The sequence below is a fragment of the Stenotrophomonas sp. PA-6-5C genome, assembly GCF_021605635.1.
In the GTDB taxonomy this organism is placed as follows: Bacteria; Pseudomonadota; Gammaproteobacteria; order Xanthomonadales; family Xanthomonadaceae; genus Stenotrophomonas; species Stenotrophomonas lactitubi.
The window spans coordinates 38,300-52,044 of the sequence record NZ_WKEE01000035.1 but is presented as its reverse complement, the minus strand read 5'-3'; the positions used below and the strand labels follow the sequence as shown (position 1 = coordinate 52,044).

Annotated in this window: 11 protein-coding genes; 2 read left to right on the top strand and 9 right to left on the bottom strand. The window is 66.8% G+C overall.

Annotated elements, in window-relative coordinates:
* Nucleotides 1–89: 89 nt before the first annotated feature.
* Genes GIW57_RS15225 through mdoH form a run of 4 tightly spaced genes read right to left on the bottom strand, consistent with a single transcriptional unit; the run spans nt 90 to nt 4,511 of the window.
* On the bottom strand, nt 90–818 hold the full coding sequence (locus tag GIW57_RS15225; RefSeq protein ID WP_025879008.1) for a LytTR family DNA-binding domain-containing protein: 729 nt from the start codon (nt 816–818) through the stop codon (nt 90–92).
* Between the two features lie 10 nt (nt 819–828).
* Nucleotides 829–1,872 carry a sensor histidine kinase gene (locus GIW57_RS15220; RefSeq protein ID WP_236511840.1) on the bottom strand — a complete coding sequence of 348 codons (1,044 nt, stop codon included), beginning with the start codon at nt 1,870–1,872 and terminating at the stop codon, nt 829–831.
* A gap of 3 nt (nt 1,873–1,875) precedes the next feature.
* Nucleotides 1,876–2,535 carry an alpha/beta hydrolase gene (locus GIW57_RS15215; protein ID WP_236511838.1) on the bottom strand — a complete coding sequence of 220 codons (660 nt, stop codon included), beginning with the start codon at nt 2,533–2,535 and terminating at the stop codon, nt 1,876–1,878.
* A gap of 50 nt (nt 2,536–2,585) precedes the next feature.
* Nucleotides 2,586–4,511, bottom strand: a complete 1,926-nt coding sequence (gene mdoH / locus GIW57_RS15210) for a glucans biosynthesis glucosyltransferase MdoH (RefSeq protein WP_236511836.1) — start codon at nt 4,509–4,511, stop codon at nt 2,586–2,588.
* A gap of 493 nt (nt 4,512–5,004) precedes the next feature.
* On the opposite strand from mdoH, the gene GIW57_RS15205 reads away from it, so the two are divergent.
* Nucleotides 5,005–7,041, top strand: a complete 2,037-nt coding sequence (locus tag GIW57_RS15205) for a TonB-dependent receptor (protein WP_236511834.1) — start codon at nt 5,005–5,007, stop codon at nt 7,039–7,041.
* A gap of 57 nt (nt 7,042–7,098) precedes the next feature.
* Here GIW57_RS15205 and GIW57_RS15200 read toward each other — a convergent pair whose 3' ends face one another.
* A complete protein-coding gene (locus tag GIW57_RS15200) occupies nt 7,099–7,269 on the bottom strand; it encodes a hypothetical protein (protein ID WP_202908232.1) in 171 nt (56 codons plus the stop codon).
* A 217-nt stretch (nt 7,270–7,486) separates the two neighbouring features.
* Between GIW57_RS15200 and GIW57_RS15195 the strand changes: the two genes are divergently transcribed.
* On the top strand, nt 7,487–7,873 hold the full coding sequence (locus tag GIW57_RS15195) for a DUF2628 domain-containing protein (RefSeq protein WP_100462314.1): 387 nt from the start codon (nt 7,487–7,489) through the stop codon (nt 7,871–7,873).
* Nucleotides 7,874–7,945: 72 nt separating this feature from the next.
* On the opposite strand, the gene GIW57_RS15190 is transcribed toward GIW57_RS15195, so the two are convergent.
* The 4 genes from GIW57_RS15190 to GIW57_RS15175 all read right to left on the bottom strand — a co-directional run bounded on the left by GIW57_RS15190 (nt 7,946) and on the right by GIW57_RS15175 (nt 13,617).
* Nucleotides 7,946–10,480, bottom strand: coding sequence for a methyl-accepting chemotaxis protein (locus GIW57_RS15190; RefSeq protein ID WP_236511832.1), 2,535 nt, complete (start codon nt 10,478–10,480; stop codon nt 7,946–7,948).
* 209 nt (nt 10,481–10,689) lie between these two features.
* A complete protein-coding gene (locus GIW57_RS15185) occupies nt 10,690–11,583 on the bottom strand; it encodes an NAD(P)-dependent oxidoreductase (RefSeq protein ID WP_100462312.1) in 894 nt (297 codons plus the stop codon).
* Nucleotides 11,584–11,725: 142 nt separating this feature from the next.
* Nucleotides 11,726–12,499, bottom strand: coding sequence for a response regulator (locus GIW57_RS15180; protein ID WP_088101438.1), 774 nt, complete (start codon nt 12,497–12,499; stop codon nt 11,726–11,728).
* Entirely contained in the window at nt 12,496–13,617 is a 1,122-nt protein-coding gene (locus GIW57_RS15175; RefSeq protein WP_100462311.1) for a histidine kinase, read from the bottom strand. The genes GIW57_RS15180 and GIW57_RS15175 overlap by 4 nt, the downstream gene beginning before the upstream one ends.
* Between the last annotated feature and the right edge of the window lie 128 nt (nt 13,618–13,745).

Below are 13,745 nucleotides of genomic sequence, written 5' to 3'. Positions count from 1 at the left end.
GTCTCACCCAACACGCAACAGCACAGAGCCGACGACCCGCTGTTGCTGTTGCTGTCGAAGCAGTCGCGGCCGCAGGCCGCGCGGAAACCTCACAGATGCCGCAATTCCTGCTTCAACGTCGCCACGCAGCGCCGACTCACTTCCAGCGGCTGCTTGCCATGCCGCAGCACCGCCTGCACCTGGCCTCCGCTGCCACGACGCAGTTCCACCAGTTCATGGCGCGCCACCAGGCAGTTGCGATGGATGCGCACGAAGCGGCTGGCGAACTCTTCCTCCAGCGACTTCAACGATTCCTCGATCAGGTCCTCGCCACGGGCGTGATGCACCACCACGTACTTTTCTTCGGCCTGCAGATAGTGGATGTCGTCCAGCGGAATCAAACGCAGGCTGCCGCGCAGGCGCGCACACAGCATGCTGCGGGCTTGGCCGCCGGTGTGCTGGGGTTGGCCGTCGCGGCCGGCCAGGAAGGTGCGCGCGCGTGCGATCGCCGCCGCCAGCCGCTCGGCGCGCACCGGCTTCATCAGGTAATCGATAGCCGCCGCCTCGAACGCCGACAGCGCGTGCGCATCGTAGGCGGTGCAGAACACCACGGCCGGCCTCGGCTCGAAACTGGCCAGATGGCGGGCCGCTTCCAGCCCGTCCAGGCCGGGCATGGCGATGTCCAGCAGCACCAGGTCCGGCTGCAGTTCGGCGCACGCGTGCAGGGCCTGCTCGCCGTTGCCGGCCTCGGCCACTACGTCCACTCCTTCCTGCGCGGCCAGCAGGCTGCGCAGGCGCTCGCGCGCCAGCGGTTCGTCATCGGCGATGACTACCCTCACGATCGTCCCCTCACTGGATCGGCACTGTCACTTGGCAGGCATAGTAGCCCTCGCTCCAGCCAGCCGTCATCCGCGCGGCGCGGCCAAAGCGCCAGGTCAGGCGATGGCCGATGCTGTGCTGGGCATGGCCCGCTCCCTGCGCCAGGGCCAGCCCGGGCACCTGCGGATCGGGCGCAGGATTGCGTACGCGGATCTGCAGGTCGTTGCCCACACAGGCCAGATGCAGCTCGATGGTGCCGCCTTCGGGCAGGCGCGAGATGCCGTGCAGCACCGCATTTTCCACCAGCGGCTGCAGCACCAGCCGCGGCATCGGCAGATCCCAGGGCAGGGGTTCATCGCGCTGCCAGTGCACCCGCAGGCGGTCGCCCAGACGCAGCGATTCAATCGACAGATAGCGCTCGGCCAGCTCGCACTCATCGCGCAGCGTCGAATCGCCCTCGCCCGCGCCCAGTGCGGCGCGGAACAGATCGGACAGGTCGAGCACGGCACGTTCGGCCACCGCCGGGTCGCGATGCAGCAGGCTGGCGATCAGGTTCATGCTGTTGAACAGGAAATGCGGGCGGATGCGCGCCTGCAGGGCGTCGGCCTGCGCGCGGGCATTGGCCTGCACCTGCGCCGCCCAACGGTCGCTGACATAGAAGTAGCGCAGCGCCAACGCGGTGATCAGCGCCGTGGTGGCCGCGCTGCCCAAGGTGAAGCGCCAGAAGCCGATGCCGCGCGCGAAGTTGTCGCCCAGCACGGCATACAGGGCATGGATGATGCCCGCGCACAGGATGGCGATCAGCGCGGCCAGGGCAACGGCGGCGACGGCGCCCAGCATTTCCGGCAGCTTCGACAGCGCCTGCCGCAGCAGGCACAGGCTGGCGGTGACCGCCAGCGCCAGCCACAGGGCGAAACCGCTGGCCGAGGCCAGTTCACCCATCGTCCAATGGCGGCTGCCATCGGGTGCCAGCGCCAGCACCACCACCACCAGTTCGGCCAGGCCGAGCATCGCTGCCAGCCGCGGCAGGCGGCACAGTTCCGGCATCCACGGGGTGGCAGCGCTCGCGGCCATGGCTCAGGCGACGCCCAGGCGTGCCTGCAGCCAGTCGCCCAGCGCGTCGATTTCCTCGGCACAGACCTGGTGGGCCATCGGGTAGCTGTGCCACTGCACGTCCAGCCCAAGCGTGCGCAGCTTCTCTGCGCTGTGCGCGGCCACTGCCTGCGGGATCACCGGATCGCTGCTGCCGTGGGCCATGAACACCGGCACGTCCACCGCGCCATCGACGCGCGACGCGCTTTCGGCATCCGGCAGGTAGGTCGACAGTGCGATCAGGCCGGCCAACGGTGCAGTGCGTGCCAGCGCGGCACTGAGGATCACCGCCCCGCCCTGCGAGAAGCCGGCCAGGAAGATGTGATCGGCGGCGACGCCGCGTTCGATCTCGCGGGCAATCAGGGCATCCAGCTGCGCCACCGACTCCTGCACGCCGGTCATGTCGGCGCGCGAGCGGAAGTCCATGCCGACGATGTCGTACCAGCCGCGCATCGGCACGCCGTTGTTGATCGTGATCGGCCGCACCGGTGCGTGCGGGAACACGAAGCGCAGCGCCGGCCAGTGCGGACGCACCAGTTCGGGCACGATCGGCGCGAAATCATGGCCGTCGGCACCGAGGCCATGCAGCCAGATCACCGACCACTGCGGCGAGGCGCCGGTTTCCTGTTCCACCGTTTGCAGCATGTTGCGGCTCCTGTACGTTCGAGCCGCATTATGCCGCTGGCACGGTGCGATCAGTACAGCGGCGGTTGCTCGGCCGCTTCCCGGCGCAGCTGTGCGGCGCGCACCAGCACCGGCGGCGGGATGTTCTCTTCGGGGATGTCGAGCAGGCCGAGGCGGTGCAGAAAGGCACCCGGCCCGCGCAGCGAGGTCAGTGCCACCACCGGCACCGCCAGCACCATGCCGATCACCACCGGCGCCATCCAGGCCGCCAGCGACGGCGACACCGCCCACGCCAGCACGCCCATGAAGGCGCCAAACACGCCCAGGCCGCCGTAGCCGCGCACCAGCGCCATCCACGAGATGCCACCGTCATCGCGCTGCTGTGCATCCCAGCCCGAGTCACGCCCGGACAGCACTTCGGCCACGCCGCGCGACTGCACGTACATCACCACCGGCGCCATCAGCGCGGCCAGCACGGTTTCCACCAGCATCGACAGGAATGCGCGGATCGCGCCACCGCAGCCACGGCGTTCAACCGGGTCAAGCAGCATTGCCAGGTACCCCAGCACCTTGGGCATCAGCAGCACCGCCATGGTGGCGGCGAACAGGCGCACCACCTGTTCTTCATCCTGCGCACGCCAGTACACGCTGGGCGACAGGTGCAGCAGCGCATTGAAATCGATGCCTTCCTGGAATAACGGGATGGCGATGCCGATCAGCATCAGCATCGCCCACATCGGTGCGGTGAAGTAATGGCCGATGCCGATCAGCATGTGCACGCGGCTGATCCAGTGCAGGCCACGGCTGCCCACCACCTTGCCGTGCTGCAGGTTGCCCTGGCACCAGCGGCGATCGCGCACCAGCAGGTCGGTCAGCGTCGGCGGGCCTTCCTCGTAGCTGCCGCCCAGGTAGGGCACCATGTGCGCAGCCCAGCCACCACGGCGCATCAGCGCTGCTTCCACGAAATCATGGCTCAGCACGTGGCCGCCGAACGGCTTGCGCCCCGGCAGTTCCGGCAGGCCGGCGTGGTCGGCGAAGGCACGGGTGCGGATGATCGCGTTGTGCCCCCAGTAATTGCTTTCGGCACCGTGCCACCAGGCCACGCCACGGGCGATCACCGGGCCGTACACGCGCCCGCCGAACTGCTGCATGCGCGAGAACAGGGTGCGCCCGCCGATCACCGATGGCAGGGTCTGGATCAGGCCGACGTCGGCGTTGTGCTCCATGCCGGCCACCAGGCGCACGATGCTGTCACCGGTCATCAGGCTGTCGGCATCCAGGATCAGCATCTGCGGGTAGGCACCGCCGAAGCGGCGTACCCAGTCGGCGATGTTGCCGGCCTTGCGCGCGCCGTTGTCACCACGGCGGCGATAGAACAGCCGCGCCTGGCCATCGGGCACCAGCTCGCGCAGCTCGGCGAACACCTGCTCTTCGGCACGCGCGATGTCCTCGCGGCGGGTATCACTCAGCACGAAGAAATCGAAACGCTGCAGCTGGCCGGTGGCCGCCACCGATTCGTAGATCGCGCGCAGGCCAGCCAGCAACCGGCGCGGGTCTTCGTTGTAGGTGGGCATCAACAGCGCGGTGCGGCTGTGCACGGTCGGCAGCGGCTTGTCCGGATCGATGCCCAGGCGGTAGCCGCGGTCGAACACGGCCGTCAGGAAGCCGGCCACGGCACTGGCGAAGGACAGCGCGATCCACGCGAACAGGCCGACGAACAGCACCAGCAGGCAGGCCTCCAGCACGCTGATGCCGTTGCCGGACAGTACCCGCCACATCATCCGGGTAGCCACGGCGGTCATCGCCACCGTGCCGCCGAGGATATACAGGCGGCGCAGGCCGATCATGCGCGGCGAGGTGCGATGGCGCCGGACCTTCAGCGCGCCTTCGCGCAGCGTCTGTTCGGGCATCACCAGCGGTGCTTCGGCCGGCAGCAGGGCCCAGCCCGCGTCAGGACCGGCCGTGACCGGTTCCGCGTCGATGGTTTCACTCCCCATGGCCGCCTACTCCCTGTAGGCCGCAGGACCGGCCGTCCCGGCCAGGCTGCATGCACCAAGGTTCCTGGCACGCATTCCCGGCGTCCGCACTTGTCCTGTCTGCCACGGCGTCATGCCGCGCAGTCGATGTCTGTCACTACCGGAACCCACACGATCTCCAACGGGGCGGAATCGAAAATGCGGCTCAGTCTATGGCCCCGAATGTAAGCCGGGTGCGAAGGTCTACGCCGGGAAATCTCCCCATTCAGCAATCAGCAGGCGAACCGCGGCACGCGGCCGGGGAATGTCGATTCAACCCGGAAAGTACTGGATCGTAACAAACGAGAACGGTTATCATTCCGTTAACCAGGCAGGTCACCGCGCTTCGCGCACCGGACCCACCCAGCTGCGCCGGACCTACCGCGCGCCCGACGACCCAGGGAAGGGGTGGCTGCCTGCTGTCTGCGTGCGCCTGCTGCTTCCACCGGGTCTCTCCTCTCCCTTGGAAGCCGTCATGTCCCCTCTCCGTTCCGCGCGCCTGTCGCGCACCCGCTTGGCCAGTGCTCTGGCCGCCGCCTGCCTGCTGACCCTGCCCGCCCTCGCCGCCGCTGAAGCCAGCGCCGATGCCTCGACCAAGGACCTGGATACCGTGGTGGTCACCGCCTCGGGCAACCAGCAGTGGATCAAGGATGCCCCGGCCAGCATCAGTGTGATCAGCCGCGAAGACATCGAGCGCCAGCCGGTGCACGACCTGGCCACCCTGCTCAGCCGCATTCCGGGCGTGACCGGTGGGCTCAGCGCCGCCGGTGAGCAGTCCAAGATCAAGCTGCGCGGCATGCCGTCCAACTACACGCTGGTACTGGTGGACGGCAAGCGCATGGGCAGCTCGGCCTCGACCAACTATCGCCCCGACCTGGGCCGCCAGGACCTGAACTGGATTTCTCCCGACCAGATCGAGCGCATCGAAGTGGTGCGCGGCCCGATGTCCTCGCTATATGGCTCGGACGCGATGGGCGGGGTGATCAACATCATCACCAAGCGCATCGGTGACAGCTGGAACGGCAGCGCCACCCACAGCTACACCCGGCCGCAGGATGGCGACCGTGGCGACACCCAGCAGATCGGCGCGACCTTCTCCGGCCCGCTGGGCGAGCGCTTCGGCCTGCGCATCGGTGCCAACAGCATGCGCCGCGACTCGGACCGCTCCAACGGCGGCGTATATGGCAATGCCTACGCCGGCGAGAAGGACCGCAATGTCGACGCGCTGCTGCAGTGGAAACTGAGCGAGGCACAGGAAGTGTCGCTGGAGGCGGGCCACGGCGTGCAGCAGGCCTTCATCGCCCAAGCGCTGGAAAAGCAGGACGAGGGCGCATGGGGTGCCAGTGAGCTCAAGCGCAGTTCGCTGGCGTTGAACCACGACGGCAAGTGGGATTTCGGCACCTCCAAGCTCAGCGCGTACTGGACCGAGTACAAGAACGACATCGGCGCCACCGGTCGCTCCGAGGCAACCGATACGATCATCGAAGGCAGCCTGAGCACGCCCTTCACCCTGGGCGTGGACCACCAGTTCGCGGTGGGCGGCCAATGGAAGCGCCAGGAGCTGACCAACACCGACACCATCGGCCAGGCACCGATCGACTACGCCGGCAAACCGGTGGTCGGCTCCACCCTGGAAGTGGACACCTGGGCGTTGTTCGTCGAAGACGAGCTGAAGCTGCACCGCACCCTGGCCCTGACCCTGGGCGCGCGCCTGGACCACCATGAACAGTTCGGCAGCCATGTCAGTCCGCGTGCCTACCTGGTCTGGCACCCGAGCGAGCAGTGGACGATCCGTGGCGGCGTGTCAAAGGGCTTCCGCGCGCCGAGCCTGACCGAGAATTCGCCCAGCGCGGCGACCCAGTCCGGCGGCCGCGGCTGCACCTCGCTGTACCCGCTGGGCTATACCCGCGGCGGCTGCTACATGGCCGGCAACCCGGACCTGGACCCGGAGACCAGCACCAACCGCGAGATCGGCGTCAGCTTCGACAACGATCTGGTCGACGCCGGCCTGACCTACTTCCATACCGACTTCAGGAACAAGATCGAATACGAAGCGCTGGGCTTCTTCAACGGTTACTGGTGGACGCGCATGAGCAACGTGCAGCGCGCGCGCACCAGCGGCATGGAAGGCAACCTCAACCTCCGCTTCGGCGATCACTGGCGCTGGCGTACTTCCGCGACCTGGATGAAGGAAGCCAAGAACCTGACCACCGGCCGCAACCTGATCGACACCCCGGAGTTCTCGGGCTATTCGTCCTTGGACTGGACGCCGAACACGGTGTTCTCCAGCAGCCTGTCGGCGCAGTACACCGGCAAGCAGACCGGCGTGGTCAATACCTTCCTGAAGGCCTACACGCTGTATGACCTGACCGCTGCCTGGAACGTCAACGAGGTGCTGACCCTGCGTGGCGGCGTCAGCAACCTGGCCGACAAGAAGCTGTACGCCGACGGCGCCACCGACTACTTCGTCGCCGGCCGCAGCTACTTCCTCAGCATGACCGCGCGCTTCTGATGGGCACTGCGATCGCGCTGGCAACAGGCCAGCGCGATCGTGGCGGCTTTTTCAGGTTCAGTCGTTTTGCAGCACAGCCGGTGCAGCGTCGCGGCTGGCCGCGATGCGTGCACGGTCCATCGCCACCGCCAGTTGCTGGCGGGCGAGCAGTTGTTGTGCCTGCACCACTTCGGGTGTCGGCAGGAGCACCGGTCCGGGTGCGTTTTCCGGTGTAGCTGGTGTGGTCATGCAACCTCCATGGACATACCACTGTTACCCATAAAACACTGGGGTGGCAGCGGAACTGCGCACCCTATCCTAAAAACAAGGCGGATGGGTGACGGTGCGGCACCGGGACGCAAGCCCTTTGCCGTAGGAACGTCACATTTTTGACGTTCCAAGCTGGTTTGCTGAATGTGACTCACTTATCATGAAAACGTTTTCCTACAGGGAAGTCCCTACTCGCATGAATACCGTCGACCTCAACCGCTTCAGCCCGAAGTGGCAGTTCCGCTTCAACTTCTTCCAGCAGCACGGCGCCCCCAAGGAGCCCGGCTTCAAGCAGGCCTGGAAGGCGCTGTCCTTCGGCGACCGCCTGAAGATCAACCTCAACTTCTTCGCCTTCTTCTTCGGTGCGATCTATCTGTTCATCCTGGGCATGTGGCGCAAGGCGCTGGTGGTGATCGGCATCAACATCGTGCTGATCGCGGTCAGCCTGGTGCTGCCGGACATCGTGGCCCGTGCACTGTTCATCGCAATGAACTTCCTGGTGGCGTCGAGCACCAACTACAGCTATTACCTGGAACAGGTGAAGGGCAACACCAGCTGGAACCCCTTCGAAGGCATGTTCTAAGCCCAAGCGCACGACAGCGCAGCAATACACCGACGCCCGGCCTTGGCCGGGCGTCTTCGTTCACGGCCGGGGTCAGGCGGCACGCAGCGATGCGAGCGGCCGGGTTTCGGCCTGCAGGCGGAAGCGTGACACCGCCACCGCCAGCTGCTCGGCCTGTTCTTCCATCGCCCGTGCCGCCGCCGTGGCTTCTTCCACCAGCGCAGCATTCTGCTGGGTGGTCTCGTCCATCTGCACCACGGTCTGGTTGACCTGTTCGATACCGGCCGACTGTTCGCGCGAGGCGGCCGAGATCTCGGCCATGATCTCGTTGACGCGGCCGACCTGGCCGACGATCTCCTGCATCGTGCGGCCAGCGCCATGCACCAGCTGCGCACCGGCACCGACATGGCCGACCGAGGCGTCGATCAGCTCCTTGATCTCCTTTGCCGCGCCCGCCGAGCGCTGCGCCAGCGCGCGCACTTCGCTGGCAACCACCGCGAACCCGCGGCCCTGTTCGCCCGCACGCGCCGCTTCCACCGCTGCGTTCAATGCCAGGATGTTGGTCTGGAAAGCGATGCCATCGATCACCGAGATGATCTCGGCGATGCGCTGCGAAGAGGTCTCGATCTGCTCCATGGTCTGCACCACCTGGCTGACCACCTGCCCGCCTTCGCTGGCAACGCCTGCGGCCGAGGCCGCCAGCTTGTTGGCCTGCAGGGCGTGATCGGCGTTCTGGCGCACGGTGGAGGTGAGCTCTTCCATGGACGCGGCGGTTTCTTCCAGGTTGGCCGCCTGCTGCTCGGTGCGGCGTGACAGGTCGCTGTTGCCCGACGCGATCTCACCTGCGGCCAGCCGGATGCTGGATGCAGACTGCTGGATCTGGCCGACGATCTGGGTCAACTGCTGCACGGTGCTGTTGGCATCATCGCGCATCACCGCGAACACCCCGTGGAAGTCACCCTCCATCCGTGTACTCAGGTCACCGGCGGCGATGGCGCGCAGCAGCGTCGACAGCGCGGCCAGGTTGTGGTCGCTGACCTGCATCATGGTGTTCAGGGTTTCCACCATGCGGCGGAAGTCATGCTCGAAGCGTTGCGCATCGCCGCGCACCGCGAAATCGCCCGCTGCTGCGGCGGCGGCCAACTGCTGGATCTGCTCGTTGATCGCCGCCAGGTTGGTCTTGGTGGTTGCCATGGCCGCGGTGAATACCGCCTTTTCGCCCGGCAGTGCGTCCATGTCCACGCTCAGGTCGCCCACCGCGTAGCGCTGCATCACTTCGACCAGGCGTTGGGTGACCGCGTTGCTTTCGGCCACCAGCTGGTTGCTGTCGGCCACCATGCGGCCGTACTCGCCCGGGAACACCGAGGCATCCATGCGGTAGCTGATTTCACCGGCATCATGTCGGCGCGCCATCTCCGCCTGTGCGGCCATTACCGCCTGCAGCTGGCCACGCATGTCCTGCATCGCGTCCAGCAACCGGCCCACTTCATCGTTGCCCAGTGCCGGCATGGCAGTGTCCAGCTTGCCCGCAGCCACGTCGCCCGCGATGCGCACTGCCTGTGCCAGCGGTCGCACGGCCAAGCGCTGCAGCAGCAGGTAGACGCCGCCGCTGAGGACCAGCGCGGCCACAACACCCACCAGCAGGATGATCCACAGCAGCTCGCGGGCCTGCGCGATGATCACCGCATGCGGCACCACCACGCCCAGCGCGAATCGCTGCGGCGCGTCACCCACCTGCAACGGCACGTACAGGCGCACGTTGCCGGCAGCATCGGGCTCGAACGCTTCATACGTCTTGTCGGCGGCGATCTGCGCCAGCATGCCGAGGGTGGCGGCATCGGTACGCGGCTTGCCGATCTCGGCAGCGTCGGCCGAGGCCAGCACCACGCCCTTCGGCGACAGCAGTTCGACACGGCCGGCACCCATCGGCTTCAGCAGGGCCAGGTGCTTCTGCAGCGCGTCCAGCGAGAAGTCGACGGTGAAGACACCGAGGAAGGTGCCGTTCTCTACGATCGGCGTACTCAACGTGCTCATCAGCACCTGCTTGCCGCCGATATCGTAGGCATAGGGCTCGCTGACCAGCGGCAGCTTGTCCCGGCTGGGCACCATGTACCAGTTACCCGAGCCACTGGCAGTCTCGGTGTAGTCGGTCATCGTCGACTGCTGCGGCTTGCCGTCCTGCCAGGCCCAGTAGCTCATGTAGCGGCCGGTGGCGTCGTGCGCTTCGCTGTTGATGAACTCGGCATCCTTGCCGTCGAACGCATTGGCCTCCCACATGGTGCTCTTGCCCAGCCATTCCGGGTGCGCGTGCAGCTGCTCGCCGATGACATTGGCCAGGCTGGCGCGATCGGGCGCATCACCGCGCGCACGCTGGGCCAGCACGGTTTCCACCATCGCATCGTTGCTGGCGAAGGCCGTGCCCAGGTCGGCAGCCACCTGGCGCGCCTCGGCACGGGCTTCGCTGGCCATGGTCTGCCGCGAGGACGACACCAGCGCCGAACTGGCCTGGTGATAGATCAGGAACGCGGTCGCGCCGAAGCACAGCAACGCGATCACCGCGGTGCCCAGCATCAGCTTGTGGGCGATGCTGCCGGGGCGACGGGCAGCGACGGAACGGGAAGAAGACATGGGAGGATCCGCAGGCAGTTCAGGTCGACCGGTGCCACCAGGGCACCGCGCAGATGCGCGATCCATCGCGCGGGCCGCCTGCCCTGCCGGATCGGAACCCGGCGCAGGAAAGCGCGCACCGGGTTAGCGGCCATGGCCGGGCGAGGTTGAGGCTCAGCGCACGCACAAACCTGAACCTGCTCAGCTGCGGCCGTCGACGCCGGCGTGTACTACTCGGCCACGCGGTCGCGGATCCACTCCGCACGGGGCAGGACCTCGATGCTGCCGGCGGCGTACTGCTGCAGAACGTCCTCCGGACCGAAACGCGGCTGCCAGCCCAGCGCTTCGCGCATCCGGCTGCTGTCATAGACCCGGTCGATGCTGAGCGGCAACGGCCAGCCACGGCGCTCGAACTCGGCCAGCAGCTGCGGCGCGCGGCGCGCCAGCACCTGGCGCGGATCGGCCGCCAGCTGCAGGCAGTCCTCGCGTCGGAAGGGCGTCGGCGCACAGGCGAGGTAGCGCTGGAAGGGCGCGCCTTCATCGTGAAGCAGCGCAGCATGCGCGCTGGCCACGTCGCGCGCGTCGATACCGCGGTGCAGGCGGAACATCGCCATGCGATCAGGCGGCTCGGGGAAGCAGCGTGCCATCCGCAGCACGCGCACGGTGAATGTTGCACTGGCCGCCGCTTCGGCAGCGGCCTCGGCCTGCAGCTTGGTGCGGTGGTAGATGGTGCGTGGCAGCGGCTCGGTGTCCTCGTCGATCCAACGACAGCCGCCGGACACCACGGCATGGCCGTACAACGCCGTGGTGCTGGTCAGCACAAAGCGCTGCACGCCGGCCTCGCGCGCAAGCTGCAGCAGGTTCGCGGTGGCCTCCACGTTGATCTGCTGGAACACCGCGTCAGGTACCAGGCCCACGTGGGGCGCGTGCAGTGCCGCGGTGTGGATCACCGCGTCGACCCCCTGCACAGCGCGCTCCAGCGCCCGGCGATCGGTGACATCGGCAATCACGCGCGTGGTGGCGAAGGGACTGCGATCCAGCCCCACCACCTCATTGGCGCCCGCCAGCGCACCGAAGATCGCGCGCCCTATCCGCCCGGAACTTCCGGTCAACAGAATCTTCATTGAATCCATTCACTCGACAGCGCCCGGGATCTACCGGGATGCCTCGATTCTAGGCAAGCCCGATGGCATCGGCGATAGGAATCGATGACATTCTGCATGCCATCGCCATCGGGTCGGCGGCGCTTGACCGGGCAGCGGGAACTCACGCCTCCGAGCGGGCCGATACCAGCCGCAGGAAGGCTTCGTTCTGGTAGCGGCTCATGCGCAGCTGCTGGCCGTTCTCCAGGGTGAGTACGTGATGGCCGTTGAACCAGGGATGGATCGTCCTGACCCGCGCGATGTTGACGATGGCCGAGCGATGCACCCGGGCGAAATGCCGGGGATCAAGCCGTTCAGCCAGGCTGTTCATCGTTTCGCGAAGCTCATGCACGCGATCAGCCAGGTGCAGCTGCACCGTATTGCGATTGGCGCGGATCCAGAGGATGTCCTGCACCGCCAGCAGCAGCACCGTCTCGCCATCACGTACGGCGATACGCTGCAGATGATCCTCGCGCCTGCGCAGCACATCCAGCGCCTGCAGCAGGCGCGTGTTGTCGGTTGCATTGGCAGCCTGGGCCAGCCGGGATTTCGCGCGCAGCAACGTCGCCGCGAAACGCTCCCGACTGAAGGGCTTGACAAGGTAATCCAGCGCGTTGGCTTCGAATGCACGTACCGCATACTGCTCGTAGGCGGTGACAAATACCGTGGCCGGCATCCGCGCGGCACCAATGGTGGCCAGCACGTCCAGACCGGTGATGCCAGGCATCTGCACATCCAGGAACACCAGGTCCGGCGACTGCGCACGGATGGCTGCCACGGCAGACACGCCGTCACCGCACTCGGCCACACTGTCGATGTCTGCATCGCCGTGCAGCAGGCGCGTCACCGCGCGCCGGGCGATCGGCTCGTCGTCCACCACCAGCACGCTCAGGCTCATGCGGCACCGCCGTGCACGACAAACTCGGGAGCGTCATCGGCATCGTCCAGCATCCGCAATGGCAACCGCACCCGGCAGGCCACACCCTGCGGCCAGAGCAGGTCCAAGCGCACCTCGGCCGCATCGCCGTACAGCTCGCGCAGGCGCAGCCGCGTATTGGACAGGCCGATGCCATGACCACCTGCCGCCCCGGGCTGCTGCAGCGTACTGTTCTGGTTGCGCACCTCGATGCACAGCATGTCACCGTCGCGGCGGCCCTCGATCTCGATGGTGTCCTCGCCAAGGTTGCGGCCGATGCCATGGCGCAGCGCGTTTTCCACCAGCGGCTGCAGGATCAGGCTTGGAACCGCGCCATCAAGCAGTTCTGGTGCGACGTAGATGCGGCTGTGCAGGCGGTCCTTGAAACGCGTGCGCTGGATGCCCAGGTACAGCTCGATCAATTCCAGTTCCTGGCGCAGGCTGATTTCCTGGCCATCGTAGTCCTCCAGAAAGGCACGCAGCAGCTCGCTCAGGCGCAGCAGCATGTCTTCGGCACTGGCCTTGTCTTCATCCAGCAGGGTGATGATGGCGTGCAGCGTATTGAACAGGAAATGCGGCTGCAGCTGCGACTTCAACGCCAGCAACCGCGACTGCGCCAGCTCGGTCGCCAGCCTGCTTGCCTCGACCTCGCGGCGCACTTTTTCCTGCTGGAAATGCAGCGCCTGCTGGATCGCGAACAGGGCCCAGTAGGTCAGCAGGCCCATCGCGAAATGCTGGGCAATGAAATACCACAGCTGCTCGCCAAAGCTGCTGGGCTCGAACCATGTGGACACCAGGGCACCCACCACCATCGCCAGCCCGGTCACCCCCACACTGGCCAGCAGCTGCACACCCAGACCGGCCAGCCTTCGCTCGGGCCGCAGCGGATAGCGTTCGCCCAGGGCGAACACCAGCGGCGCCAGCGCCGCCCAAGTGAACCACTGGATCATCGACCAGCGCAGGTAGACCTCGAACGGGAATGACTGGCCCTGCAGGCTGTGGCTCAACACCCTCTGCAGGGTGAAGGCGAAGGCGACCGCCAGCCACAGCAGCAGGTAACGCAGCACGTCGATCTGGGTATGGCCAAGGCGGATCTTCATCGCATGCGTCCCGGTGCCCGAAGCGGGCCAGCGCCATCTTAGGCACAGCATGGCTGGCAATGAAGGGCGGCGATGGCCGATTGCGATTGGTCCCGCTGTCGCGACGATTCGTCCCGGATCGATTGCGG